This is a genomic window from Acinetobacter guillouiae, assembly GCF_002370525.2.
Lineage (GTDB): Bacteria > Pseudomonadota > Gammaproteobacteria > Pseudomonadales > Moraxellaceae > Acinetobacter > Acinetobacter guillouiae.
Map to the genome: position 1 here is coordinate 3549885 of NZ_AP014630.1, position 26836 is coordinate 3576720.

Here is a 26836-nt window from a genome sequence, read left to right on the forward strand (position 1 = left end):
CTCCTACACCAAAATCAATGCAGGATTTTCAACAAACTGCTTAAATGCTGCCAAGAACTGTGCGCCTAACGCACCATCAATCACCCGATGATCACAGGACAAGGTCGCGGTCACCATCTGTCGAATCACGATGCTCTCATTTTCAACTATTGCCCGTTTTTCTGCTGCACCTAAAGCTAAAATCGCACCTTGGGGAGGGTTAATAATCGCGTCAAACTGTTGAACGCCGAGCATACCTAAATTCGAAATACTGAAACTACCGCCCTGAAATTCATCAGGCGCCAATTTGCCAGTTTTGGCACGTGTTGCAAGATCACGCATATCATTGGAAATTTGTGCCAAAGACTTGGTATTGGCAGCTTTAATGATTGGAGTGATAAGGCCATTTTCAATCGCTACGGCAACAGAGATATCCGCCTGATCGAACTGCAAAATCTGCTGATTCTCTTCATCAAACTGAACATTGACCTGTGGCACTTTGATCAATGCAGCTGCTGCCGCTTTAATCAGCATGTCATTGATTGACAATTTCACTTGCGGCACAGTGGCATTAATCTGCTGACGTAATCCCTGAATAGCATCCACATTTAAATTTACGGTTAAACGGAAGTGTGGTGCATTACGTTTTGCTGCCTGTAAGCGTGAAGCAATGGCTTTACGCATACCATTCATTGTAATGGTGGTCACCTTGGCAGTTTCCGTCAGCATTACATCAGCGCTATTTTGGGCAGATGCAGGGTTTTCACGCTGATAAACTGCTTCAACATCTTCCTTACAAATACGCCCTCTGGAGCCTGAGGCACGGCAGTCATGTAAATTTATGCCCCATTGTTTGGCTAAACGACGTGCAACTGGTGTTGCCAACACTTGGCTATCATCTGCTTTAGATTTCGCCACTTTACCACTCGGTTGCTGTCGAATATCGGGCCATGATCCACCCGCAGCTTGAACTGCGGTTTGAATGTCTTGCACACTGATACGACCTCCACGCCCTGAGCCTGAAACCAGCGCCAAATTCACTTGATGCTTTTCAGCCAATTTCAGGGCATGCGGTGTTGCAAAAACATCCTCAACATGTTGGTAACCTTGTAATGCCGCAGGAATTACATAGCCATTTTGGGCAACAGCTTTTGATACCTGCTCAGTACGATTCTGTTTAGGCACAGCTTGTGTCTTGGTTTCAGGCTGAGTTGCCGTCTGCTTTTCACTAACCACTTCAACAGTTTTGCTTTCATTGACAATAGGTGCGCCAGCCAAAGATTGAGCAAAGGCATCAATTTCAGCATCAGAAACTTGCGCATCTGCACAAATTGCAATGATTCCGCCAACCACTAAAGTATCGCCATTATTGGCAATGATTTTACGCAAGGTACTATCAAACGGTGCTTCAAGGACATTGACAATTTTTGTGGTTTCAATTTCACAAATTTCTTGTCCTTTACTAAACTGCTCGCCTGCTTGAATCAACCACTGGGCAATGGTGCCCTCTTCCATCGACAAACCCCATTTTGGGATTTCTAAAGTTTTAATTTCGCTCATCCTAAGCCTCCAACGTTTTACGTACAGCCTGTTCGATACGTTCTACACTTGGTAGCCATTGTTTTTCTAACACGGGTGAAAATGGCACAGGTGAATGCGGTGGTGTCACCAGTTCAATGGGTGCTTTGAGATAATGAAAGCCTTTTTGTGCAATCAATGCAGCCACATCATGCCCAAAACCACAACGGGCAGCAGACTCATCAACAATCACCACACGCCCTGTTGACGCGACAGATTCTAAAATGCCTTCTTCATCCAATGGAGAAATCGTTCGTGGATCAACAACTTCGACTGAAATTCCCTCCTTGGCAAGCTTATCCGCGACTTCATTGGCACGATGCACCATTAAACTTAAGGCAATAATCGTGACATCGGTTCCTTCACGGGTGTAATTTGCTACACCAAAAGGGATGGTATATGGTTCATCTGGAACTTCACCTTTGATGTCATAAAGCAATTTATGTTCACAAAAAACCACGGGATCATCATCACGGATGGCTTGAATCAATAAGCCTTTTACATCATACGCACTAGATGGCACCACGACTTTTAAACCGGGTACAGCAGCAAACACGTTATACGGGGATTGTGAATGTTGTGCGGCAGCAGAAAAGCCTGCGCCGATCATGCCTCGAACCACTAAAGGCGCTTTGGCTTTTCCACCAAACATATAACGAAATTTGGCCGCTTGGTTATACAACATGTCATGACATACGCCATAGAAGTCCATAAACATCAGGTCAGCCACAGGTCGTAAACCTGTTGCAGCAGCCCCTGCCGCCATTCCAATAATTGCAGATTCAGTAATCGGGGTATCAATCACACGCTCAGAGCCAAACTCTGTCCATAGCCCTTTGGTGACACCAAGTACGCCACCAAAGCCTTCGAGTTTATTGTCATCTGTATTTTTACCGCCATGCCCGCCACGGACATCTTCACCGACAACAATCACACTTGGGTCACGGCGCATTTCTGATTCAATCGCTTCTTTAATCGCGTTTCGATAACTTTTATTTGGCATTGCTTTACTATTCCTTTAGTAAGAGACATAAACGTCGGTAAGAAGTTGAGAAAGTTCTGGATAATTGGCAGCACGTGCTTTTGCAACAGCAGCATCGACATTGGCTTTTGATTCAACATCAATTGCATCCAGCGTGGCTTCAGCAATCTTGCCTTTGACTTTTTCACGGAAAATTTTCAACGGATCTTTATGCTCTTTGACATAATCGAGTTCTTCTTTTGAACGAATCAGTCCTGGGTCACCTTCAAAGTGTCCATAAAAACGATTAGTAATGGTTTCAATCACACTTGGGCCTTCGCCACGACGTGCACGTTCAATGGCTTTTTGGGCGACCTCATACACAGCAAAGAAATCTGTCCCATCTACTTTTTCAGCAGGCATCCCAAAAGCCGCAGCACGACCAGCAATGTCTTTGCTTCCGACTGCATAATCATGTGCAGTACCTTCACCAAAACCATTATTTTCAAAAACAAAAATCACTGGGAGTTTTAAAACCACAGCCATATTCATGGCTTCAAAGGTCAAACCTTGGTTAGAACCACCATCCCCAGTAAATGACAGACCAATTCCACCCGTCTTTAAGGTTTTTGCGGTTAACGCAGCACCAATTGCCAAAGGCGGCCCACCACCAACAATACCGTTGGCTCCTAACATACCTTTGTCTAGATCAGCAATGTGCATTGAACCGCCTTTGCCGCGGCACAAACCATCGTCTTTACCAAAAATTTCCAACATCATGCCGTGAATATCACATCCTTTGGCAATGCAGTGACCGTGGCCACGATGGGTTGAGGTAATAAAATCCTTGTCGGTCAAATTTTCACAAATCCCAACGGCTACCGCTTCTTCACCACTGTAAAGATGGATAAATCCGGGAATATCACCTGTATTATTTTCATCGTGAAGTCGATCCTCAAACTCACGAATATCTCGCATCCGTCTGTATGCTGCTAGCAATTGCTCTTCCGTTAATTGCATATACTTATTCCTTCATGCTCACAGTTAAAAGTAAAAACCATATATTTAAAAATAAACACTGGTATTTAAAATCCGTATATTTATATAAAATTATTTCATTCAAAATTAATATTAGACTAAAAAAATATTTCTTTATAAAACACAATAAAAATATTAAAAACAGTACTTTATAAAGCAAAAAATATTTGTAAATTTTTATAATTTTCAAAAACTTAAAAAATCAAACCTTTAACCAACCTTTATTTTATAATATTAATATCTTGCACTCTTTTATTATATTGATAAATATTTTAAATATATTTGACATCATAGATAAAAATGTCATTTTATATTGAATTATTTTATTTAATGGACTATTTAAAATGGATTTAAAAGTTTCAGTTACCACAGGACAAAAACTACGTGGTGCAGATAAATTGGCACGTATTCCAGTAAAAATTATCAGTACTGAACAGATCCCACAAAAGCCTGAATGGATTCGCGCCAAGATCAGCCAGCCTGAAGAGGTGCAACGTATTAAAAATTTATTACGTCAACAAAAACTACATACCGTATGTGAAGAAGCCGCGTGCCCCAATTTGCCACAATGCTTTGGTGGTGGAACAGCGACCTTTATGATTATGGGAGATATTTGTACCCGTCGATGCCCATTTTGTGATGTGGCCCATGGACGCCCCAATATTTTAGATGCTGATGAACCGAAACATTTAGCAGAAACCGTTAAAAATCTAAATTTAAACTATGTGGTGATTACCTCAGTAGACCGTGATGATCTTCTTGACGGTGGAGCACAACACTTTGCTGCATGTATTCGAGAAATCCGTAAAAGTAGCCCAGATACGCTGATTGAGATTTTAGTTCCTGATTTTCGAGGCAGATTAGAAGTTGCCCTCAACATTCTGAGCGAAAACCCGCCAGATGTTTTTAATCATAATATTGAAACGGTCCCTCGTTTGTACCGTGCAATGCGTCCGGGTTCAGATTATCAACATTCACTGGAACTGTTAAAACGGTTTAAGCATTTACGCCCAGACATCGCAACGAAATGTGGCTTGATGGTGGGATTGGGTGAAGTCGAAGCAGAAGTTATTGTGTTGCTGAATGATCTCAGTGACTATCAGGTGGACTATGTCACCATTGGTCAATACTTACAGCCATCTAAATCTCATGCCCCAATACATCGTTTTGTTTCATTGAAAGAGTTTGAACATTATCAAGCACATGGTGAGTTATTAGGGTTTAAAAATATATGGAGTGCGCCAATGGTTCGTTCCAGCTATTTTGCTGATCGTCAATACAAGGGCGAGCCTGTACCCAAGCCGTTTACACGTGAAAACATTGCCACAGAAATTTAGGATGATTCAGTGTTAAAGTGAATATGGACGCCTAAACATTAAACAATGAGTACTAAAAAGAATACGCTGTCTTTTTATTGGTAACTTTATTTAACATTTGTGAGCAGAAAACTCATTTCAAAGTGAAACATTAGCTTCTAAACTGAGACAAATGAATTAATAAAAAAGAATACAAGGTATTAATGGCATAACCATTCATCATAAAGGAATATGATATGAAGCTATTGAATCAATTACAGCCACAAGCGCTTCGTTTACAGACCACACATTTTGTCAATATCGAATCCGTCACTGCTGCGCCACTTCTCGCTTTACCTCCCGAACCAGAACCGTCACTGTTTCGTCGTTCTCTTCAGCATAATTATGCGGATTTACTAAAAATTGCAGATGATTCTGAAATGGCAATTGGAATCACAGATCATCATGGCACATTACTTTGGACATGGAGCAGCCGTGCTATGCTCTCCTCGGCGGAACAAGTGCATTTTGTCGAAGGTGGACATTGGTCAACACAGGCTGTCGGTACAAATGCGATTGGTTTGGCCTTAAATAATCATCTCTCTAGCTGTGTTTATTCACATGAAAATCAGATGAACAGTGTACAGGATTGGGTTTGTTATGCCGCGCCGATTGTTGACCCTGTATCTGGACAATTTCATGGTGTGATTAATTTATCGACCAAGTACAAGAAGCATACTTCACTGGGTGTATTGGCTGTAGAACGCTGTGCAGAGTTGGTTCAACGTGCGATTCAATTTGAACAAAAAAACATGCTTTACCTCAAAGTTTTTGGTACACCCAAAGTTCAATTTAACCAACAGCTTTTAACTTTGACCCATCGACAAATTGAAATTCTATGCATCCTTGTGTTACACCCAGAAGGTATTAACCTAGATGAACTGCACTATGCGTTATATGGTGATCGGGACATTAGTGAAAAAACCTTAAAAGCAGAAATGTCACAATTACGCACTTTGCTCCCCAACTGTATTTTATCGCGCCCTTATAAGTTAGTTTGTGAGATTCAAACCGACTTTACCAGAGCTGAGCAATCCCTCAATGCAGGTTTTCTCGCCAGTACATTTTCACTCTACAAAGGAAGTTTTTTGGCAAAATCAGAAAGCCCTTTCTTGACCACATGGCGTGATTGTTTCGATGCGCGTTTAAGTCATCTGATTTATCAAATTCAGGATATTGACCCACTTTTAAAAATTATTAGTCGTCTTCCTGAACGTAATGATGCAATACAACGGGTACTGGAATTATTGCCTGAACAAAGTCAGCATCGCGCGTACTTTTTAAAATTACTTTAGGCTCAATGAGATTAAAGATTTTATTGCACAACTGATAGCACAGCACTGTTTTGCCCTTATGTTTAAGGCTTTAAAGCTGAGTAAAGTAGAATACATCTCCTCAAGCAAGCTATGTTTTTGCTTAAAGTCGTTTTGCTTGAAGTTGTTTTTCTTGAAGTTGCTTTGTATAAAGAAATGATAAATGAATCGATTTAAGATTAATTTTTAAGACCAGCGACAGAAAGGTGGTCTAGATCATCAGTCCTATATAAAAAATTTCAAGATTAAAATTAATATATTTTTCACGTAATTAAAATAAACCATGAGCCTGATCAATAGTACAACGCCTCACAATCTCACCTCTCTCCGCAATAAATCAATTGCTAAAATTAAAATACAAGTAATTTAAACATAAATGCCCTTTAAATGATAATGATTATATTTTACATTTAACACCATGCAGATCTTCTCGATCCGCTCAGCACTGAAAGAAAGGCAATTGTGGTTTATTGCTCAATAAATATAGGTAGACTTAATAATGAATAGCCAACAACAAACGACATCAGATCAAAAAATAGTACAAGACCCAAAAACGGTTTCAGACAAAAAAACAGTATCAGACCAAAAAACGATACTGAAACAAGATGATCATATGCGGAATCTGGAAGTCATTGAGATGACGATAACGGCGATTTCTCATCCTTTTCCGTCAATTGTACGTATTCGGGGGGAAATTAATACAACACAGCCAGACTTATGGACAATACCTAACCTTGCCATTCGTTTAGAAGTGCATCAACAAGCAGACAGCTTACCTATATCACGTGTATATACCGTGCGTTGCTTTGATCCAAGTACCCGTCAAATTGAAATTGACTTTGTTCTACATGCTGACCCAAGTCCAGCAATGCTTTGGCTAGATTCAGCAAAAATTGGCACTAAAATTCAACTTACGGGTCCAAGACCGCACTTCATCCCCAATTTTACTCCAGGCAAACGCGTAGTGATGTTTGCTGACGAAACCGCCATTCCTGCCGTTTATTCAATTTTACAGCATTGGCAACCGGGGATTCAGGGAGAGATTTATATTGAAAGTTGTGAAGCCAATATTATTGATGATTTGCCAAAACATCATGGAGTAAATATTCATTTACTCCATCGGAAAAAACCACAGCAAGCGGGTAAATTGGGCATGCTACTTAAAGTTGCTGAGCAGTTTAAAGATCGTGAAGATATAAGCGTTTGGGCAGCCTGTGAACGTAATGAAGCAAGAGCGATACGTAAGCTGTTTACCCAACACAGTCATTTGAGTAAAGATGATATTCGTGTGGCGGGCTATTGGAATGTCGGCATGTCCAGCTCAACATTAGATCTGAGCCGAGTCGCATATTATCAAAAACATCTAGAACAAGGTAAAACGTTAGAAACATTTGATGATCTAGATATGCCTGTTTAAATCAAGCCATTGCCCCACTTAAATAGATCCATCACACTTTTCTTAAGATGGTTATTTAGAGGGAGTATTTGAAATGAAAATCAATTCTTGAGATCGATGTTCTGGCTTTATTATGGCCTAACTCAATAATGATTGGACACAATTAACAGCAGCAGACTCGGATCTCACGATCCGAGTCTTTTTTATTATTCATTGCTCAGCTTGTGTAGACGAATTGTCAACAGACCCTAATTTCTGACTTTTATTTGACGGGTTCAGAAGAATCAGTCGTTTTATTGACAGCTTGTGGCGGTTGCGGGCTGGCTAAGTCCTGATTAATTGCTTTGGTTAAGCCAAACATATACAGCAAAATAATCACCGAGAATGGTAAACCACATAGCACCACGGCACTTTGCATCGAATGGAAACTACCTGCTAACAGTAAACCAATACTGACAATGGTAATCACCACAGACCAGAAAATTCGCAACCAAATCGGTGAATCACTTTCATTGCTTCCGCCTTTTGTAGATAGATTTGCAATCATCAGCGTACCCGAACCCACTGGGGTCAAGAACAGTACAAAACAAATCACCACAACAATCCCAGCCACATAAGGATTAAAAGGTAAATATTCGAGCAATTTAAACAAAGACAAAGCTGGATCGGTAAGAACCATATCGCCCAAAACTTTTTGTTTTTGATTCAAAATTAAATCAATTGCAGTATTTCCGAAAATGGAAATCCAAGCTAAAGTAAAGCCTAAAGGGATCAGACACACACCCAAGACCACTTCACGAATGGTACGCCCTTTTGAAATACGCGCAATAAACATCCCAACGAAAGGTGCCCAAGCAATCCACCAAGCCCAATAAAACACCGTCCAAGAACCGAGCCAGCCTTTCGCTTGTGGATTGTATAAATACACATCAAAACTTTTCGCGACAAAATGGTTGAGATAGTCACCCACGTTCTGTACCAAACCATTGAGTAAATGATTGGTGGGTCCTGTTAAGAACACAAATAACAATAACGCATAGAGTAAACGTAAGTTAATCCGTGAAAGCCAAGCCAGTCCTTTTTCAATCCCCACCACCGTGGTAATGGTCGCAACAGACATCATCACCAATACCACGGCGATCAGAGTTACATTGTTGTCTGGAATGGCTGGGACTAAATAGCTGATGCCCGAAACCAACACCAGTGCACCAATACCTAGGTTGGTGACCAAAGAAATCACTGTGGCTAAAATCCCAAAGCCATCCACAAAGTCGCCAATCAAACCATAGATCCGATCGCCAAAAATTGGATAAAGTGCAGAACGTAAAGCCAGAGGTAAGTCTAAGCGAAAGGCAAAATAGCCCAAGGTCACACCCAATAAAGCATAGAGCACCCAGCCATGTATACCCCAATGTAAAAAGCTATACATCATGGCATCTCTGGCAGCTTGGATTGTGCCGCCCTCGCCTTCAGGTGGTCTTAAGAAATGATCGACAGGTTCAGCAACACCATAATACAGTAAGGCAATACCGATACCTGCTGAAAACAGCATAGACACCCAAGCCAAGTAACCAAACTCAGGTTTATCGCCATCTTTTCCAAGTGGAAGTTGTCCAGCACGTGAAAAAGCCAACCATCCGACAAAACCCAGACATGCCACAATCACCAGCATGTAATACCAACCAAAGAGTTGATTGGCCTGCTCTTGCACATAGGTCAGCCAAAACTGACTTCTTTCTGGAAATAAAACAAACAATAGGCCAAAAATACCGATACTGATTGCAGAACTTCCAAACACAAATAAATTTAATCGAATCCGTTCGGATGAATATCCTTTATGGCTATTTGACACCATGCTATTGCTCCTTGCAATCGGTGTATTTTCTTAAAAAATAATAGGATATGTACTATTTTTACTGAACATCCTGATGGATCAGAATGTTGATGTATACACTTACACTTCTTATTACTCATCAAAAAATTATTGATTTTTGCAGATTATACTTTTTATTGATTGAACGTTCAATCAATAAAAAGTATTATAAAAAAATGCTAAGATGTTCTACATTGAGTAATGTTAAATAAAAAGTGCCTTTTCAGCACTTTAAGTGGATATACATGACAAAACGTAGAGTCAAACCAGAGCATGTGCGACGTGAAGAAATTATTAACGCCGCATTTGATGTGATTTATGAAGTGGGCTTATCCAATATGACCATTGCACAAATCGCAAAGAAAGCAGAGCTATCCACAGGTATTGTGAGTCACTATTTTGGTGATAAACAGGGATTAATAAATACCTGCATGCAAGAAATGCTAAATGTTTTACGTCGCAAAACCGACCAAAATAAAACTGAAGCAGACGAGCATCCAGAAAGCCAACTTAAAGCAATTATTGATTCTAACTTTGATATTAGTCAGGTCAATAAACAAGCCATGCGCATCTGGTTAGACTTTTGGTCTGCAAGCATGCACCTACCCGAACTTGGGCGCTTGCAACAAATTAATGATCAACGCCTGTATTCAAACTTGAAGTTTCACTTTCTCAAGTTATTGGACAAAGAACAGGCAAGCATTGCCGCTCGTGGTTTAGCGGCATTGATTGACGGATTATGGTTACGTGGCAGTTTAAGCAGTCATGATGAATTTGACAGCCAGCTGGCACGTTCCATTGCTTACGATTATGTAAAAACGCAATTGCAATTTGCGAAAAAACCTTTGCAGGAGAGACAGAATGAGTGATTCACAAGTTCATCAATTGTACATCCATGGTCGCTATGTAGCAGCGACCAGTGGTAAGACCTTTACCAGTATTAACCCTGCCAACGGTGAAGTGATCGCAACCCTTCAACAAGCATCACAACAAGACATAGAAGCGGCTGTTCAAAGCGCACAACAAGGTCAAAAAATTTGGGCCGCAATGACAGCGATGGAGCGTTCTCGTATTTTACGTCGCGCTGTCGACATCTTACGTGAGCGTAATGATGAACTCGCTCGCTTAGAAACCCTCGATACAGGTAAAGCCTATAGCGAAACATCGACCGTTGATATTGTCACCGGTGCTGATGTACTCGAATATTATGCAGGTCTCGCGACTGCAATTCAGGGAGAGCAAGTTCCGCTTCGTGAATCAAGCTTTTTCTATACCCGTCGTGAACCGCTTGGTGTTGTCGCGGGAATCGGTGCTTGGAACTATCCAATTCAAATCGCATTATGGAAATCTGCCCCAGCCCTAGCTGCTGGGAATGCCATGATCTTTAAACCAAGTGAAACCACACCGCTGAGCGTATTCAAACTTGCTGAAATCTATACTGAAGCTGGACTACCAGATGGCGTATTTAACGTGGTACAAGGTGCAGGCCGTGAGATTGGACAATGGTTAACTGAACATCCAATTATTGAAAAAATTTCTTTCACTGGTGGTGTTGAAACAGGCAAGAAAGTTATGGCAAGTGCCGCAGGTTCTACACTCAAAGAAGTGACCATGGAACTCGGCGGTAAATCCCCTTTAATTATTTGTGATGATGCTGACCTCAATCGTGCAGCAGACATTGCGGTGATGGCAAACTTCTTTAGTTCAGGTCAAGTCTGTACCAATGGTACACGTGTCTTTGTTCCAAAAGCCCTGTTGGCAGATTTTGAAGCCGCTATTGTAGAACGGGTAAAACGGATCCGTATTGGCGATCCAATGGCTGAGCAAACCAACTTTGGTCCACTCACCAGCTTCCCGCATATGGAAAAAGTCTTGTCTTTCATTGAGTCAGGCAAACAACAAGGTGCCAAACTGCTGATTGGCGGTGGCCGTGCGACAGAAGCTGAATTGGCGCAAGGTGCTTATGTGTTACCGACAGTTTTCAGTGACTGCCAAGATGATATGCACATTGTTGAAGAAGAAATTTTTGGCCCTGTCATGAGCATTCTCAGTTATGAAACTGAAGAAGAAGTCATTCGTCGTGCCAATGACACCACTTTTGGTTTAGCAGCAGGTGTTGTGACTCAAGACATCACCAAAGCACATCGCATTATTCATCAAATCGAAGCAGGTATTTGCTGGATCAACACATGGGGCGAATCCCCTGCTGAAATGCCAGTGGGTGGCTATAAGCAATCAGGTGTCGGTCGTGAAAATGGTTTAACCACACTTGGGCATTACACCCGTATCAAATCAGTTCAAGTTGAGTTAGGTGAGTATCAAAGCATTTTTTAATGCACTCACACTTTCTCCGTATATCAATCCTATGTGCCATGTCATCACCTGATTGCATTGGCACTTTTAAAAAATACAAAAAGGATAATTATGACTACTCAAGCATATGACTACATTATCATCGGCGCAGGATCTGCCGGAAATGTGCTCGCAACACGTTTAACTGAAGACAAAGACGTTACTGTTTTACTCTTGGAAGCAGGTGGCCCAGACTACCGTTTAGATTTCCGTACTCAAATGCCAGCAGCATTGGCTTACCCACTACAAGGGCGCCGTTACAACTGGGCATATCTCACAGACCCTGAACCACATATGAATAATCGCCGTATGGAATGCGGCCGCGGTAAAGGTTTAGGTGGTTCATCATTGATTAACGGGATGTGTTATATCCGTGGTAATGCAATGGACTTAGATAACTGGTCGACGCTCAAAGGGCTAGAAGACTGGAGCTATGCAGACTGCTTACCATATTATAAAAAAGCTGAAACCCGTGATATTGGTGGCAATGACTACCACGGCGCCAATGGCCCTGTATCTGTGGCAACCCCTAAAAATGGCAACAATGTCTTGTTCCATGCCATGGTTGAAGCAGGCGTACAAGCAGGCTATCCACGTACAGATGACTTAAATGGTTATCAACAAGAAGGTTTCGGTCCAATGGATCGTACCGTGACACCAAAAGGCCGTCGCTCTAGTACTGCGCGTGGTTATTTAGACATGGCAAAAGGTCGCCCTAATTTAACGATCGTGACCCATGCCACCACCAATAAAATTTTATTTAATCAAAAACAAGCGATTGGTGTGGAATATATCATCGGTGCGGATAAAACCAATCTCACCCAAGCACGTGCAAACCGTGAGGTCTTGCTTTGTGCGGGTGCTATCGCATCACCACAAATTTTACAACGTTCAGGTGTTGGTGAAAGTAGCTTCCTTAAATCAATGGACATCGATGTTGTACATGATTTACCGGGTGTCGGTGAAAACTTACAAGACCATTTGGAAATGTACTTACAATACAAATGTAAGCAACCTGTTTCACTCTACCCCGCTTTAAAATGGTTTAACCAACCTGCAATTGGCGCTGAATGGTTATTTAATGGGACTGGTATTGGCGCAAGTAATCAGTTTGAAGCAGGCGGATTTATCCGCAGCTCAGATGAATTTGACTGGCCGAATATTCAATATCACTTCTTACCCGTTGCGATTAACTATAACGGCAGTAATGCAGTGAAAGAACATGGCTTTCAAGCGCATGTCGGTTCTATGCGCTCACCAGCTCGTGGTCGAATTAAGCTGAAATCCAAAGATCCCTTTGAACATCCAAGTATTCTGTTCAACTATATGTCGACCGAGCAAGACTGGCGTGAGTTCCGTGATGCCATTCGTATCACCCGTGAAATCATGCAACAGCCTGCATTAGATGCATATCGTGGCGATGAAATCAGTCCTGGAAAACAGGTGCAAACTGATGCTGAACTAGATGATTTCGTGCGTAACCATGCTGAAACTGCTTACCATCCTTCATGTAGTTGCAAGATGGGTGAAGACGAAATGGCAGTGGTTGACGGTCAAGGTCGTGTACACGGTCTACAAGGCTTGCGCGTTGTTGATGCTTCGATTATGCCGCTGATCATTACTGGAAATTTAAATGCCACAACGATTATGATCGCTGAAAAAATCGCAGATCAAATCCGTGGCAAAAAATTGCCACGTTCTGAAGCGGGTTATTACAAAGCTGGTACAGCACCTGTGCGCAAAGCGCCTTTACGTCCGATCGTGTAAAAGTATTCATATTTTAGCGACACCTCAGTTTTAACTGAGTGTGTCGCATCTTTCAAGGACGAATAAAATGAGAAAAAAATTATTATTGACCATCCCTTTGAGTTTATTTTTTCAAACTATACATGCCAATGAATCAGGTGTAGAAACGCCATCTCCGTATAGTGCAAATTTGACAGTGGCCAGCCAATATATCTCACGTGGTTTTCAACAGACCTGGGGCAACCCTGCTGTACAAGGCGGATTTGATTATGCACATCCCAATGGTTTTTATGTTGGAACTTGGGCTTCTACTGTGAGTGATGACTTCATCCGTGATGCCAATGTTGAATGGGATGTCTATACTGGTTATAGCCGTAGTTTCGGTCAGTTAAATCTGGGTACTAAAGTCGCTTATTACTACTATCCTGGGGCAAAAACCACTGCTGAAACAGGTCATACCCGTTTTGATTATGGTGAAATTATTCCAGAAATCAGCTATGGTCCGCTGAGTGTTAAATATGCAATTACCTATACTCAGGATTATTTTGGCAATAATTCTGATACTTTAGCAATTGGTTCCAATAAGCACTCTCGTGGTTCAGGCTATTTAGATGTGAATTGGCTACAACCCATCGCTCAAGGCTGGTCTGTGAATATGCATTATGGCAATCAACGTATAAAAAACTTTTCTGCCGCAAGCTTTCAAGATGCCAGTGTTGCTATTAACAAAGTACTACCTTATGGCTTATCTTCCAGTTTAAGTTATAGCAAAGCATGGGACAAAGACGGATATTATCAAAAATACAGTAATGGCAATCCCAATGCCAAAGTTTCAAATCCAATTGATTCCACCCTCACTTTTTTGCTCACCAAAAAGTTTTAAGCTAAGGTTTAAATATTCAGTAACCTGTTATAAATCAACCAAAAACCATGCCCTTCATGAGCGTGGTTTTTTTACCTTTATTTTGGACCGATTCAATAAAGCAAACTCAAATCTCCCCATACTCTTCAATTTTCATTAGACAGCCATTGATTGTTTGTATAAAGTATTAGGAACGATTGTTCCAGTATAAATTAATATTATGCGTACGAAAGAGTTTGATCCTGAAGAAGTTGAAAATGCGGTTATGCAAGTTTTCTGGCGTAAAGGATTTGCAGCGACATCAATTCAAGATTTGGTTGAGGAAACTGGACTCTCACGCAGCAGTTTATATAGTTCCTTTAAAAATAAAGAGCAGCTATACCAACAAGCCTTATCTCGCTATCAACGCCTGATCAGTAAATCAAATATTGATTTGTTATCTAGTGATGGATCAGTCAAAAGTATCATCCAACAATTACTATCTCGTATCATTGAAGATGAATTAAATGATCCGCAACATCGCGGTTGCCTAATGGCCAATGCCTGTTTGGAGTTAGCAGGACACGATCAAAAGACTGCAGAATCTGTCACGTACAACTTTGAACGATTACAGCTCGCACTGGAACAGCTCATGATCAGAGGAAAGCAATCTGGTGAAATCACCCTACACAGTTCTCCACAAGCCTTAGCACTTTTTTTCGTGAATACCATTCAAGGCATTCGCGTTTTAAGCAAAGGCTGTAGCACAGATAATCGTCAGCAATATCTAGAGAATGTTGCTGAAGTTGCACTAAATACCTTGTATTAATTTTTAGTTTCCCCCTTAGCAGACTGGCTAATTTGCAATGCTGAGGGTTTTATTTATCTTAAAATGGAACAATCATTCCAATATAAATGACAACATGGAGTCCACAATGAATATTGATCTTCAAAATTTTGTGATGCCTATATTCCTTAAACGAGATGACCTTTCTGTCAATCATACACAAAGGTATAGCGCATGAATCAGTTCAACAACAGATCAGAGCAGAACCGATCTGCGCCCAGCTTACCAATTTGGAAATTATTGGCATTTACGGTTGCAGGTTTTATTACCATTATGACGGAAATCATACCTGCGGGCTTATTGGCATTGATCAGTCATGACTTAGAGGTGTCTGAAGCTTTAGCAGGGCAAATGATTTCAGTTTATGCCCTAGGATCGGTTATTGCGGCGATCCCTGTGGTTGCTGCAACACGGAGTTGGTCAAGAAAACCTTTATTGTTATTGGCAATCACAGGCTTGTTTGTCTTCAATAGTCTAACAGCGCTATCTTCCAGCTATATCATCATCCTGATTTCACGATTTATTGCAGGAATGTCTGCTGGAATTATCTGGGGTATCTTAGCAGGTTATGCTCGAAGTCTGGTTCCTGCCCATCTACAAGGCAGAGCGATGGCAATCGTTGGAGTGGGGCAACCCATCGCATTATGTCTGGGTGTGCCTTTAGCTATTGGGTTGGGCAATCTGTTTGGCTGGCGTGGAGTTTTCTGGATGATTTCAGGGCTTGCTTTAATCCTGATCATCTGGATAAAAATAACCCTTCCTCATTTGGCAGGACAACCAGCGAGCAAACAACAATCCATTCTCAAAATCTTGGTACACCCCGGTATAGGCGCAATTTTGGCGGTTATTTTTGTTTGGATTTTGGCACACAACATACTTTATACCTTTATTTCGCCTTATTTGTCTGCTGTACAGCTGAGTGAGCATATTGATCTTATTCTTCTTATTTTTGGTCTTTCTTCAATATTCGGTATTTGGATTACAGGGATTTGGATCGATAGATCATTACGCAAATTAACCCTGATCAGTTTAACAGGCTTTGCCATCGCTGCCCTTTTCATGGGCTTGAGTAGTCATCACATCTGGCTTGTGATGCTAGGTATCGTACTTTGGGGAATGACTTTTGGTGGTGCACCAACCCTACTACAAACTGCGTTGGCAGATGTCGCAGGTGAAAATGTGGATATTGCCCAATCCATGCTGGTGACAGTGTTTAATCTTGCGGTTGCAGGCGGTGGTATTTTAGGTGGCATCCTGCTGCAAAATGTAGGCATAGACTCATTTTTTGTTTGTATCATCGCATTATCATTATTGGGGTTATCTATTGTCTTTTTAGCGCATGAAAATGGTTTTAAATCAGGCCATCGTCTAGAAAGCAAATAAATTTAAAGCTGTCATTTAACACCATACTTCGATGACAACAGCTATTGGATCAAACAGCGCTATCATCGTTGACTGGGCTTTTTGATCCGTCTCTTAAACGAAGGTATGGCTTTATTGACTAAAAACCATCTTATAAATTTAAGCTAGTGAAAATAAAATGCTTAACGCAGTCACGTTATTTTTAGACTGTTCCGCACTGGCTTAAGCATTCAAAACATTAAAAAATAGTGATGTTCATCATTCCTGAACATCACTATTTTAGATGCTAGATATGCTTTTAAATTAAAACAATACTTAACTTATCTTATAGGTATTTAAGAATAGCGATATGTTTGTTTTTATGTTTGTAATCAGAAAATTTAACCATTAATGGATATAAAATTATGCTGAGAATAATCGCAATCCACCATAGCGTAGACACCGAATCGACACCAAAATAATCTCCATGATTTTTCCCAAAAAAAGCAACCACAAGCAAATATAAAGCCTTTAAAACATATAAGTGGACAATATAAAAAAACATTGGTACAGAACCAAATATGATCAAGGGTTTGATCCAAGGTTTTGTTTCGATTTTTTGCAGACAGACCAAAAGAACCAGTCCAACACCAACGTTCCATAAAATGAAAAATAAAGATGGTGGATATTTGGTTAGATTCATAAAACTCATGAATGTTTCAGTCCATGTCGGCATGACCGTCCAAGCATGATCTCCATATACATTGATCGCTCTTAAAAGCAAAAATAAAGCAATACTGGAAAAACCAAAAATGAGTAATTTTGTATTTCTAGATTGGTTTTGTTGAGATAAAGCAAAAACACTTGAACCAATACAATATCCTAAAGTAATCACACCAATCCAAGGTAAAACAGGATAAGAGGTTCGAATACGAATCAGATTGCCAAACTCAATCCAGCCCCGTTCATGCAAAATGAACCATAAATTCTGTATGAAAGGTACATTTTCAAAAGACACTTGATCAAGCACATTGTGCCCAAAAATAATCACGATGCTGATTATCCATAATAATTTTTGTGGCAATCCAATTAAAGCTGCCAACGCCAGCATACTTAAACCAATCGCCCAAATCACTTGTAGATAAATCACATCAGGTGGGAACTTGCCAGTCCATGCAAAATTGATCACCACCAACTCAAGAAAGATCAGAAATAACCCACGTTTAATCAAAAACTCACGTGTCATCGCTAGACTATTATTTTTAGCTTGATAGAGATAGGCGGATAAGCCTGTCAAAACAATAAATACTGGAGCGCATAAATGGGCCAATATTCGGCTAAAGAAAAGTGACGTTTCTGTGCCTGGAATCAGCATTGGATCTGGAACTTGATGATGGAGGTAAAAAGTTTCTCTGACATGATCAACCATCATAATCAAAATCACCAAGCCTCGTAATGCATCAATCGCTTGTAAGCGTTGCGAAGGAATAGACATAGAAAAAACAACAAATTAAACGTTATGATATAATATAACAATTAATTTCATTATTTTAAAACCATCTCATTAAAAAACATCAATTTGTACCGTTATTTCACAGCAACACTTAAAAAATTTACCGATTATCACATAGACTTTTTGTAAAATTTAACTGATAATGATTATCAATTTCATTATCTGAAAAATTGGTGAACACTTTGGAACAGCCTACTCTAGCGACTGAAGCGATTCGAGCATTTTTTACCTTACAATGCTGCTGGTTAAACAGTGAAGAAATTTATCTTGAACAAGGTTGTTTGCATTGTGGTTCGGCAGCAACTTATTTAATTTATTTTACCCATGCGCCTATTCAAAAATTAATGCTTGATTTTATTCAAAAATATAACTGCCATAACAGCAAAAAATCAGACTTACTCGACTTATTAGACTTTGAACAGAATTATAATGATTTTTTACAAGTGCTTGAAAGTGCAGTAAACAGTTATGCTCGACAATATCAAAACCAAGCTTGTCATTTGGCATTTGAAAGTGTTGAATCTATTTTTGAACGTGAAGCAGCCATCGCATGTTAAGGAATTGGTACTGCAATAAATCAAACTGTAATGATTGAATCGAATAGACTATTTTTAACAGCTATTTTTTAATTTAATCACATCAATTTGTTACTCTCAATCTATCAAAATAAAGGGGCCAACATGTTGCTTGAAGTCTTCTCGACAACAGCAACTTATTGACCCCGATAATAAATCTTAAGTTAAGACCCAACATATAAAAACTTAACCAACAAAAGTTAAGCGATTAAATTTTCATACTGATACCCAGCTGTACCCCACGCCCAGGAAGTGGTGCAATGTATTTTAATGGCGAGTTCTGTGGTCGTGCATCTTCATTTAACAAATTAGATCCATTGAGGAAAACATCAAAATTGGCATTTTGTAATTTGAAGTGTTTCTGAATTTGTAGATCCAGCAAGTTATAAGACGGCAATGGAATTTCTTTAGACACATTTTTGCCTAAATACTGAGCTTGATCATAGTAAATATTGGATAAGCGTGCTGACCAATCATTTTTATTCCATTCAAGGTTTAGCCCATAACGGTTCGTTGGCATGTTGGGTAAGTAATTTCCATCATTTGCCAAACTGGTTTTGTTTGGATTAAGGTTTTTATTTTTCACCAAGTCAGCAAAAGCAGAGATCAAAAGATTGCCATACTGATTGAGTTCAAACTTTTGTTTTATATCAATTTCAAATCCAGTGATTTCAGCATCTGTCTGGGTCCAATATTTAAGTGGCAAGCGATTACGCATTTGTGCCCCTGAATGGGTCAAATACAAATACTTGTCATACTTCATCTTATATACAGTCGCTTCAAAATTAAAATTTTTATAATTGAACAAACCTGTTAACTCAAGATTTTTGGATTTTTCTTCTTTGAGTTTTTGGTTACCTTCTTCTTGTAACATAATTGAATAATGTGGATGGCTGGCATAAAGTTCATTAATTTCAGGCGCTCTATCTGATACTGAATAACGCAACTTTAAACCCAATAGATCATTATATTTTAGGTATGAACCGAAACTATAGCTTTCAAGATTAAATTTCGTATCGGTGAGTTTTGTATTCGGTGAGTTTCTGGATGGTACAAAATCACTTTTTTGAATTTTATGTTCAACCTTTTCGTTACGATAACCAGCATCGAGTTCTAGCCAATCAAAGTCTAATTTTTCCTTGATAAACACGGCTTGTGTTTGCGTATTGATATTCGGTAAATAACGTAAATTTCCATGCCCTACCACTTTACGATCAATCTGATTAAAGCCAATAAAACCATTCCAAAATTCAACAGGTCTATGCTTCAGTAATAATTCAGCCTGTTGGGTATCAAATTTATAGTTATTGGCCATTTTTGATCCTAAATATTCCCCTGATGTATTAACGCTCTTACTCACATCAAATTGTATTTGTTTCAATAACAACGGGCTAAAATTAAACTCGCTGTCTAAGGCATATCTTCGCTGATCTGTTTTCACCCCGACGGGTATGCTGTCACTGGTAGATTGAAAAGATTTATTTTCAAGAGAAAATCCGGGTACCCCATATTCACTTTTTTTTGAATCAGCACTGAGCCCAATACGTCCATTGTTGAGAAAATAAGTGCTTCCAATTGCAAAGTGTTGATTGTCTAAATAGCTATTGCCCAGCTTATTTTTATAGTTGGGTGTGACATCTTTATTAATTTTGTTTTCAGTATATTGCTGGGTATTGGGCACATATTTAGGGTTTATCGGATTGGTATAGGTTTTTCCACGCATCTCAGTGGTTGGTTGATCCGTATAGAAGGAAAATGAACCATCTGCCCAATCGGGGTTTTCTGTCATAAACTGGTTAATATAAGGCTGAGATGCAGTGTTATAATTTTTTTGAATGCGTGCTTCTTTTTGGCAAGCATCTGCCAATGCTGTATTTACCCCACCCGTCGCTGGAAATACGCCACTATTACATACACTCGCTTTACCCTCTCCCGGAATTTTATAAGCTGACATATCTTGGCTAGAAAACAATACATTGGTAGAAAAGTTGCTTTGGTTATTGAGATTGAGTTTAAAACCTTTGGCATCAAAATCATTCCAGCCCTTTTTCGCTACAAGCTCTAATTGGGAACTTTTATTCGGCATCGCTGTATCGATTAGACCAGAATCAATATTCACACTTCCGCCAATGGCATTACCACCATAACGCACACTGTCTGAAGATTTATTGACAGTTACAGATTGAGTGAATAAAGGATCAAAAGGGATATTAATATTGCCACTGATACTATTCATTCCATAAATAGACTGACCATTTTCCAAAATCTGCACCCGGTTTCCACTTAAACTGCGAATCACAGGCGCACCTGAATTGGGACCAAAAGCGCTACTTTGTACTCCTGAAAGATGCTTTAAAGCATCACCTAAAGTTTTATTGTCTGCATTTCTATTTTCTACAACGATATTTTGATTGATAAATGGATCATTTTCGGCATTGACTCGAATCACTGGAAGTACTGTCAGCTGTTTGTTTTCAATCGCATATGCAGGAAAGACCGGTAAAGAAATAGCGATTGCTAAAGTATGGTGACGCATCATGGATTCCGAATTGTAATTTATTGTTATGTTATAACATTACATAAACAGATGTACAACAATTATCATCAATGCGTGTAGAGCTAGACCAGCTAGCGATTTATATCGGAAATGAAAAAATATGAAAGGTGAAACTGGAATCCATGTTAGGTGGGCTTGATCTGTTGCGCCAGCTTCTGAATATTCATGTTAATCTCATCTGGAGTATGCGCTGCATAGCCAAACAATACTGCTGCTTTTTCATAAGGCTGTTGACAGTAGCGAGATAAAGGCTGAACAGCCAGATTAATAGCAAGACACTGATCAATAAAGCTTTGCTCAGTCCATGGGGCTTTTAGCCAACAAATCACATGAATCCCTGAGTCGGTTGGCTGAACAGTCAATACATCTGCAAGAAACTGTTGAATCGCAGCAATTAATGCCTGTTGACGTTCTTGGCAAGCTTTACGCACTTTACGGACATGGCGTGCATAATGCCCCTCTTTGATAAACAAAGCCAAAGCCGCTTGTTCTAAATAAGCACTCCGCGTATCGGTATAATATTTTGCCAGACTCAATATTTCTATCAGCGATTCTGGAACCACCATAAATCCAAGTCGAAACTCAGGAAACATCATTTTAGAAAAAGTACCTGAATAGATCACTCTTTGCTGTTGGTCTAAGCCCTGTAAGGCTTGAATTGGATGCGTTCCATATCTAAACTCACTATTATAATCATCTTCAAAAATCCATTTTTGCTGACTGGCTGCCCATTCCAATAGAGCCAATCGTCGACTTAAACTGAGTGTTCCACCTAAAGGGAACTGATGAGAGGGTGCGGTATAGATTAATTTACTTTTGGAATAATGCTGAATAATCTCAGCAATTTTCATCCCTTCGTGATCACTTGATACAGGATGAACTTGAATGCCAAAACTCCGAAAAATATTTAAAGCGGCATCATAGCCGGGCTCATCTAAACAGATCTGATCCAAAGGTTGTAATAATGCATAAGCTGCAAGATGAATCGCTTGTTGGGTACCATTTACAATCAAAATTTGTTGTACATCGCATTTTAGCCCCCGCGTAGAACGAACATAATCACAAATAGCCTGACGTAAAGGCAAATAGCCACGACAATCATGAAACTGTCCCAATTGCTGATGAGACTGCCGCCAAGCGCGTCCCAATAATTTCCCCCAAAGTGAATGGGGAAATAAATCGGTACAGCCAACGCCGACATGAAATATTTTTTCACCCTGCCCAGATACATTTTGTTTCTGCCAAGCAGGTAATAAATTTGCGATATGCGGATTAATATTTAGCTTGTGACAGATGTCAGATGCAGATTTTGTCGCTATCTCTGGTATAGAAATTAATTGGTCAGGAATCAGCTCAGCGACATATGTACCAGAGCTTGGCTTGGTCACAACATAGCCTTCATCCAGTAAACGATCCATTGCAGCCAAGACTGAATTTCTAGAAATCGACATCATTTCCGCCAAGACACGACTAGAGGGCAGTTTGGTTCCAGAAGCCAGTCGGCCATCTAAAATTGCATCACGTAAAACACTATATAAACCCTCTTTAATCACCCCTTTAGGCAAGATTAAATGGGGGAAATAAGCCGATGCTGCTGTCGCCATAAGTAAAACTGGTACTGCTAAAAATACCTAAAGTGTATCTTATTTCAATACCACAATCACACTTAAACTCATTTCTCCTCTTTCTTTCCCGACGACTGGAGAATATCTGTGGAAAATTTAGTGGTTCAAATTGTGCCTGTTGCACAACAAGACTATAAACAATGGGTGGAGTATTGGCTGGCTTATCAAGACTTTTACCAAGTGGCTTTATCCAATACTGTTACACAAACCACTTGGCAACGTTTTTTTGATGATCAAGAACCGATATATTGTGCTGTTGCTAAACAAGCTGAGCATGTTCTCGGCTTTGTACATTACGTGATCCATCGCTCGACATGGGCCGAGACCAACTTTTGCTATCTAGAAGACTTATATGTTTCTCCACAGGCAAGAGGTCAACATGTAGGCAAGCGCCTGATTGAATATGTACAACAGCAAGCGATTTTTCAACCCTGCGCGCGCTTGTATTGGCACACGCAACAAAGCAATCAAACTGCGCAAAAACTCTATGACTGGATCGCTGAAAAACCAGGGGTCATTGAATATCGTATGGCGTTAAATTAATCCATAAAAAACCAGAAACACAATGCTTCTGGTTTTTGCTTAAACCCTTCTAAAGTCTGTGCAACAAGATTCAAAATACTTTCTAAGTATATTGAGCATCATCAGCTCACAAAAACCTGATACAACTTTTCAACAGTTTGACGGATTTCCAATTCGGTCAGGGCTGCAAAACCAAAACGAATATAGAAACTGTGATCAGAATGATGCCATTCCGAACCAAAATCATATTCAGAATCAATATGTAATTGTTTTAAAACCGTTAAAAACTGCTGTTGAAAAGGCAATTTAAACTTTACCCACAACGCCATGCCGCCTGCAGGTGGGGCTATTTCAACCCACTCCTTAAAAGTTTGCTGAAAAGCCCTCACAGCAAAATCTCTACGTTGCTGATAAATCTTACGCATTTTACGGATATGCCGCTTAATTTCACCCTGCTGCATCAGTTCAGCCATTGCCAATTCAGTAATCGCATTGCCCTGTTTATCGATCAGCAAAATGTCTTGTTTCATCGCCTGAATAATTTGCACATTGGTCACCACATAACCAATTCTTAAACTGGGCGCAAACACTTTAGACAAAGAGCCGATATGAATTACTTTGTCTGCTGCTGGTAAGCTGATTAACGGTGGAATGGGTCGACTGTCATAATGGAATTCATGGTCATAATCATCTTCAATAATATAAAAATCAAAGGCTTTAGACAGCTCTAACAGCTTTAATCTTCGATTCATAGACATCGTCACTGTCGTTGGATATTGATGATGAGGTGTGGTGTATACCGCAGCAACTGCATGGCTGGACAAAATTTCAGTTAAATGATCAGTATCTAGACCATGCTTATCCAAACGCACACGAATAATTTGATAATGATTAGACAGGAATGTTTCCACTGCGGGTGGGTAAGCCCATTGTTCTACCACAATAATATGACGCTGAGACTGATGTTGAGCCAAAACCCGTGCAGCTAGAAAAATCCCCATTTGACTGCCACGAACCACACAAATGTTTTCCATAGAGGTCTGTATAAAACGCTCCATAGACAACATCTTTAATAAGGCTTGACGAAGTTCTAAACTGCCCTGCGGATCTCCATATCCCATGGTTTGATGACGTGTTACTTGAATCAATGCATGCCGATAAGCCCGTGAAAACAATTCATACGGGATCAGCCGATTGTCAGGCACGCCATCATTTTTGATCAGCACCTGAGTTGGCAAAACTGCTGTGATATCGACCTGTTCGAGTCTAGGCAATGGCTGCACTTTTAAGTCAGGTAAATTCTCTGAGACAAAGGTGCCTTGCCGGGCTTTTGAAACCAGCCAACCCTGTGCCTCCAAATCTTCATATACCGATTGTACGGTTTTTCGGTTAATCCCGAGTTCATCCGCCAGTGTACGTGAACCTGGCAAGCGTGTTGCCTGAGTAATTCTGCCAGATAAAATCTCTTGAATAATCTGATTTGCCAACTTTAAAAAAAGGGTCTTTTCTTCACGATCTTCTAAATGTAGCCGAATTTTCCAAGGCTGACGCATAGCTCTCTGGCCCATATAAGTTTTAAAAACTGGATATTTTAATCCACCCACAGAGTTTTTATTCTGTACTTAGGCGATGTGAAAATCAACTCAGCGAGAGGTTTTATTTATGCAAACGGCACAACTCGATAAACAGCAATTGATGCAAAATGCACAGCAAAACATGCAGCAATTTATTCAAGATTCAAACTACACAGATCGACAAAAGTTGGCATTAACCTGCCGTATTTTATTTGACCACGGCCATGATGCTGGCTTAGCTGGACAAATCACTTGTCGTACCACGCAAGGCAATAGCTTTATCACCCAGCGTTTTGGTCTCGGCTTTGATGAAATTACCGCGCAAAACTTATTGGAAGTTGATGAAGATCTAAAGCCACTTGATCAACAAGGCATGGCAAATCCTGCAAATCGCTTTCATACATGGATTTATAAACAACATCCTGAAGTGAATTGCATTATCCATACCCATCCAACACATATTGCAGCGTTGTCAATGCTCCGTGTGCCCTTAGCGATCGCACAAATGGATACCTGCGCTTTATATGAAGACTGTTCTTTTGTGGAAGAATGGCCGGGAGTCCCAGTCGGCAATGAAGAAGGTATTTTTATTTCAGAAGCCTTAGGCAAAAACCGCGCTGTACTGCTGTCACATCATGGTCAGCTGGTGGCAGGTAAAACCATTGAAGAGGCTTGCAACTTAGCCATTTTAATTGAACGCGCTGCCCGACTTCAGCTTTTGGCAATGGCTGCTGGACAAATTCAACCTATCCCACATGAACTGGCAAAAGAAGCTCATGACTGGGTCTCTACCAACAAGCGCAATAATGTCAATTTTGCCTACTATGCGCGTAAAGCTTTAAAAAATCATGCGGACTGTATCGAGGAGTAATGAAAATGAAATTAGAAGGCATTATTGCATACCCAATCACACCATTTCACCCAGACACACAAGCTGTCGATGTTGATGCGCTGACCATCACATTAAATGCATTGCTGGAACAACAATGTAATGCCATTGTGCCATTGGGCAGTGCTGGTGAAAGTGCTTATTTATCTTGGCAAGAATGGCAACAAGTCGCACAAAAAAGTATCGAAATCGTTAATCAACGTGTTCCGGTCATGTTGGGAATTTCTGAACTCACAACGGCGACGGCGATTCAAAAAGCCCAAAAAGCTGAGGAGCTTGGCGCTGATCTGATTATGGTGATCCCAGTGTCTTATTGGAAACTCAATGATCAAGAAATCTATGATTATTATCAGCAAATTGCTGCATCGACCAAACTGCCGATCATGGTATATAACAACCCTGCAACCAGCGGTGTAGATATGTCAGCAGAATTGATCGTGAAAATGTTTCAAGAAATTGAGAATATTTGCATGGTTAAAGACAGTACGGGTGATATTCAGCGCATGCATAAATTTCATGAATTATCTCAAGGACAGTTGCCCTTTTATAATGGCTGTAATCCTTTGGCACTTGAGGCATTTTGTGCAGGTGCAAGTGGCTGGTGTACTGTGGCACCAAATCTACTTGGTCAACTACCAAGTCAGTTATATCAGGCAGTCAAAGATGGTGATTTAGACCACGCCAAAGCCTTGTTTTATCGTCAATTGCCTTTACTGCGCTTTATTGTACAAGGCGGCTTACCGAAAACAGTCAAAGCGGGTTTAAATGAATTAGGCTTTTCTGTAGGTGAACCAAGAAAGCCATTGCAACATGCCACCCCGCTGGAAGTTCAGCAATTAAAGTCGTTAATGGCCTTAGCAAAACAAGCGTAAACGATCGTCGTATGCGCTTGTGATGTTATAAAATTGATCCGATAAACATGCTTTGTTGCATACACAGCCGATCCTCTGCTTTGACAGAT

Annotated in this window: 21 protein-coding genes; 13 read left to right on the top strand and 8 right to left on the bottom strand. The window is 40.2% G+C overall.

Going from position 1 to position 26836, the window contains the following annotated elements:
- Nucleotides 1-3 precede the first annotated feature (3 nt).
- The 3 genes from AS4_RS16580 to AS4_RS16590 are packed head-to-tail and all read right to left on the bottom strand — an operon-like array spanning nucleotide 4 to nucleotide 3538.
- Nucleotides 4-1539 carry a 2-oxo acid dehydrogenase subunit E2 gene (locus AS4_RS16580; RefSeq protein ID WP_096734885.1) on the bottom strand — a complete coding sequence of 512 codons (1536 nt, stop codon included), beginning with the start codon at nucleotides 1537-1539 and terminating at the stop codon, nucleotides 4-6.
- A 1-nt stretch (nucleotide 1540) separates the two neighbouring features.
- The gene (locus tag AS4_RS16585; RefSeq protein ID WP_004717558.1) at nucleotides 1541-2560 is read right to left on the bottom strand and encodes an alpha-ketoacid dehydrogenase subunit beta; all 1020 of its coding nucleotides are present in this window, start codon (nucleotides 2558-2560) and stop codon (nucleotides 1541-1543) included.
- 15 nt (nucleotides 2561-2575) lie between these two features.
- Nucleotides 2576-3538: a thiamine pyrophosphate-dependent dehydrogenase E1 component subunit alpha gene (locus tag AS4_RS16590; RefSeq protein WP_034610596.1), complete on the bottom strand. Its 963-nt coding sequence runs from the start codon at nucleotides 3536-3538 to the stop codon at nucleotides 2576-2578.
- A 362-nt stretch (nucleotides 3539-3900) separates the two neighbouring features.
- On the opposite strand from AS4_RS16590, the gene lipA reads away from it, so the two are divergent.
- The 3 genes from lipA to AS4_RS16605 all read left to right on the top strand — a co-directional run bounded on the left by lipA (nucleotide 3901) and on the right by AS4_RS16605 (nucleotide 7641).
- Nucleotides 3901-4893: a lipoyl synthase gene (gene lipA, locus AS4_RS16595; RefSeq protein ID WP_096734886.1), complete on the top strand. Its 993-nt coding sequence runs from the start codon at nucleotides 3901-3903 to the stop codon at nucleotides 4891-4893.
- Nucleotides 4894-5108: 215 nt separating this feature from the next.
- Nucleotides 5109-6206 carry a helix-turn-helix domain-containing protein gene (locus tag AS4_RS16600; protein WP_004823428.1) on the top strand — a complete coding sequence of 366 codons (1098 nt, stop codon included), beginning with the start codon at nucleotides 5109-5111 and terminating at the stop codon, nucleotides 6204-6206.
- 517 nt (nucleotides 6207-6723) lie between these two features.
- Complete coding sequence (locus tag AS4_RS16605; RefSeq protein ID WP_096734887.1) at nucleotides 6724-7641, top strand: siderophore-interacting protein; 918 nt, start codon at nucleotides 6724-6726, stop codon at nucleotides 7639-7641.
- A gap of 241 nt (nucleotides 7642-7882) precedes the next feature.
- Here the strand turns inward: AS4_RS16605 and AS4_RS16610 are convergent, their stop codons facing one another.
- Nucleotides 7883-9475, bottom strand: a complete 1593-nt coding sequence (locus tag AS4_RS16610; RefSeq protein WP_004823430.1) for a BCCT family transporter — start codon at nucleotides 9473-9475, stop codon at nucleotides 7883-7885.
- A 263-nt stretch (nucleotides 9476-9738) separates the two neighbouring features.
- Between AS4_RS16610 and betI the strand changes: the two genes are divergently transcribed.
- The 6 genes from betI to AS4_RS16640 all read left to right on the top strand — a co-directional run bounded on the left by betI (nucleotide 9739) and on the right by AS4_RS16640 (nucleotide 16662).
- Nucleotides 9739-10362, top strand: coding sequence for a transcriptional regulator BetI (betI, locus tag AS4_RS16615; protein ID WP_004717575.1), 624 nt, complete (start codon nucleotides 9739-9741; stop codon nucleotides 10360-10362).
- Nucleotides 10355-11827 carry a betaine-aldehyde dehydrogenase gene (gene betB, locus AS4_RS16620; RefSeq protein WP_096734888.1) on the top strand — a complete coding sequence of 491 codons (1473 nt, stop codon included), beginning with the start codon at nucleotides 10355-10357 and terminating at the stop codon, nucleotides 11825-11827. The genes betI and betB overlap by 8 nt, the downstream gene beginning before the upstream one ends.
- Nucleotides 11828-11917: 90 nt before the next feature.
- Nucleotides 11918-13612 (top strand): choline dehydrogenase, encoded by a 1695-nt coding sequence (gene betA / locus AS4_RS16625; protein WP_004717579.1) that lies wholly within the window; start codon nucleotides 11918-11920, stop codon nucleotides 13610-13612.
- A 67-nt stretch (nucleotides 13613-13679) separates the two neighbouring features.
- Complete coding sequence (locus AS4_RS16630; protein ID WP_096734889.1) at nucleotides 13680-14474, top strand: TorF family putative porin; 795 nt, start codon at nucleotides 13680-13682, stop codon at nucleotides 14472-14474.
- A 199-nt stretch (nucleotides 14475-14673) separates the two neighbouring features.
- Nucleotides 14674-15261, top strand: a complete 588-nt coding sequence (locus AS4_RS16635) for a TetR/AcrR family transcriptional regulator (RefSeq protein ID WP_096734890.1) — start codon at nucleotides 14674-14676, stop codon at nucleotides 15259-15261.
- Nucleotides 15262-15453: 192 nt separating this feature from the next.
- The gene (locus tag AS4_RS16640) at nucleotides 15454-16662 is read left to right on the top strand and encodes an MFS transporter (protein WP_096734891.1); all 1209 of its coding nucleotides are present in this window, start codon (nucleotides 15454-15456) and stop codon (nucleotides 16660-16662) included.
- A gap of 304 nt (nucleotides 16663-16966) precedes the next feature.
- Here the strand turns inward: AS4_RS16640 and AS4_RS16645 are convergent, their stop codons facing one another.
- Nucleotides 16967-18115 (bottom strand): DUF1624 domain-containing protein, encoded by a 1149-nt coding sequence (locus tag AS4_RS16645; RefSeq protein WP_096734892.1) that lies wholly within the window; start codon nucleotides 18113-18115, stop codon nucleotides 16967-16969.
- 200 nt (nucleotides 18116-18315) lie between these two features.
- Between AS4_RS16645 and AS4_RS16650 the strand changes: the two genes are divergently transcribed.
- Nucleotides 18316-18690 (top strand): hypothetical protein, encoded by a 375-nt coding sequence (locus tag AS4_RS16650; protein WP_167321156.1) that lies wholly within the window; start codon nucleotides 18316-18318, stop codon nucleotides 18688-18690.
- 226 nt (nucleotides 18691-18916) lie between these two features.
- On the opposite strand, the gene AS4_RS16655 is transcribed toward AS4_RS16650, so the two are convergent.
- Together AS4_RS16655 and pdxR (AS4_RS16660) are read right to left on the bottom strand one after the other, a co-directional pair.
- Nucleotides 18917-21244 (bottom strand): TonB-dependent receptor, encoded by a 2328-nt coding sequence (locus tag AS4_RS16655; RefSeq protein ID WP_096734893.1) that lies wholly within the window; start codon nucleotides 21242-21244, stop codon nucleotides 18917-18919.
- A gap of 146 nt (nucleotides 21245-21390) precedes the next feature.
- Nucleotides 21391-22869: a MocR-like pyridoxine biosynthesis transcription factor PdxR gene (gene pdxR, locus AS4_RS16660; protein WP_096734894.1), complete on the bottom strand. Its 1479-nt coding sequence runs from the start codon at nucleotides 22867-22869 to the stop codon at nucleotides 21391-21393.
- A 108-nt stretch (nucleotides 22870-22977) separates the two neighbouring features.
- On the opposite strand from pdxR (AS4_RS16660), the gene AS4_RS16665 reads away from it, so the two are divergent.
- Nucleotides 22978-23433, top strand: coding sequence for a GNAT family N-acetyltransferase (locus AS4_RS16665; RefSeq protein WP_096734895.1), 456 nt, complete (start codon nucleotides 22978-22980; stop codon nucleotides 23431-23433).
- A gap of 101 nt (nucleotides 23434-23534) precedes the next feature.
- Here the strand turns inward: AS4_RS16665 and pdxR (AS4_RS16670) are convergent, their stop codons facing one another.
- On the bottom strand, nucleotides 23535-24965 hold the full coding sequence (gene pdxR, locus AS4_RS16670; RefSeq protein ID WP_096734896.1) for a MocR-like pyridoxine biosynthesis transcription factor PdxR: 1431 nt from the start codon (nucleotides 24963-24965) through the stop codon (nucleotides 23535-23537).
- Between the two features lie 109 nt (nucleotides 24966-25074).
- On the opposite strand from pdxR (AS4_RS16670), the gene AS4_RS16675 reads away from it, so the two are divergent.
- Together AS4_RS16675 and AS4_RS16680 are read left to right on the top strand one after the other, a co-directional pair.
- Nucleotides 25075-25857 (top strand): aldolase, encoded by a 783-nt coding sequence (locus tag AS4_RS16675; RefSeq protein ID WP_004717605.1) that lies wholly within the window; start codon nucleotides 25075-25077, stop codon nucleotides 25855-25857.
- Nucleotides 25858-25862: 5 nt separating this feature from the next.
- A complete protein-coding gene (locus AS4_RS16680; RefSeq protein ID WP_096735556.1) occupies nucleotides 25863-26747 on the top strand; it encodes a dihydrodipicolinate synthase family protein in 885 nt (294 codons plus the stop codon).
- Nucleotides 26748-26836 lie beyond the last annotated feature (89 nt).

What these genes read in the sequence shown, in the direction of transcription:
- lipA (WP_096734886.1), top strand. Translation starts at nt 3,901, where the DNA reads ATGGATTTAAAAGTTTCAGTTACCACAGGACAAAAACTACGTGGTGCA.
- AS4_RS16585 (WP_004717558.1), bottom strand. Translation starts at nt 2,560, where the DNA reads ATGCCAAATAAAAGTTATCGAAACGCGATTAAAGAAGCGATTGAATCA.
- AS4_RS16580 (WP_096734885.1), bottom strand. Translation starts at nt 1,539, where the DNA reads ATGAGCGAAATTAAAACTTTAGAAATCCCAAAATGGGGTTTGTCGATG.
- pdxR (WP_096734896.1), bottom strand. Translation starts at nt 24,965, where the DNA reads ATGCGTCAGCCTTGGAAAATTCGGCTACATTTAGAAGATCGTGAAGAA.
- pdxR (WP_096734894.1), bottom strand. Translation starts at nt 22,869, where the DNA reads ATGGCGACAGCAGCATCGGCTTATTTCCCCCATTTAATCTTGCCTAAA.
- betI (WP_004717575.1), top strand. Translation starts at nt 9,739, where the DNA reads ATGACAAAACGTAGAGTCAAACCAGAGCATGTGCGACGTGAAGAAATT.
- AS4_RS16635 (WP_096734890.1), top strand. Translation starts at nt 14,674, where the DNA reads ATGCGTACGAAAGAGTTTGATCCTGAAGAAGTTGAAAATGCGGTTATG.
- AS4_RS16590 (WP_034610596.1), bottom strand. Translation starts at nt 3,538, where the DNA reads ATGCAATTAACGGAAGAGCAATTGCTAGCAGCATACAGACGGATGCGA.
- AS4_RS16600 (WP_004823428.1), top strand. Translation starts at nt 5,109, where the DNA reads ATGAAGCTATTGAATCAATTACAGCCACAAGCGCTTCGTTTACAGACC.
- AS4_RS16605 (WP_096734887.1), top strand. Translation starts at nt 6,724, where the DNA reads ATGAATAGCCAACAACAAACGACATCAGATCAAAAAATAGTACAAGAC.
- AS4_RS16630 (WP_096734889.1), top strand. Translation starts at nt 13,680, where the DNA reads ATGAGAAAAAAATTATTATTGACCATCCCTTTGAGTTTATTTTTTCAA.
- AS4_RS16640 (WP_096734891.1), top strand. Translation starts at nt 15,454, where the DNA reads ATGAATCAGTTCAACAACAGATCAGAGCAGAACCGATCTGCGCCCAGC.
- AS4_RS16655 (WP_096734893.1), bottom strand. Translation starts at nt 21,244, where the DNA reads ATGCGTCACCATACTTTAGCAATCGCTATTTCTTTACCGGTCTTTCCT.
- betA (WP_004717579.1), top strand. Translation starts at nt 11,918, where the DNA reads ATGACTACTCAAGCATATGACTACATTATCATCGGCGCAGGATCTGCC.
- AS4_RS16680 (WP_096735556.1), top strand. Translation starts at nt 25,863, where the DNA reads ATGAAATTAGAAGGCATTATTGCATACCCAATCACACCATTTCACCCA.
- AS4_RS16645 (WP_096734892.1), bottom strand. Translation starts at nt 18,115, where the DNA reads ATGTCTATTCCTTCGCAACGCTTACAAGCGATTGATGCATTACGAGGC.
- AS4_RS16675 (WP_004717605.1), top strand. Translation starts at nt 25,075, where the DNA reads ATGCAAACGGCACAACTCGATAAACAGCAATTGATGCAAAATGCACAG.
- betB (WP_096734888.1), top strand. Translation starts at nt 10,355, where the DNA reads ATGAGTGATTCACAAGTTCATCAATTGTACATCCATGGTCGCTATGTA.
- AS4_RS16610 (WP_004823430.1), bottom strand. Translation starts at nt 9,475, where the DNA reads ATGGTGTCAAATAGCCATAAAGGATATTCATCCGAACGGATTCGATTA.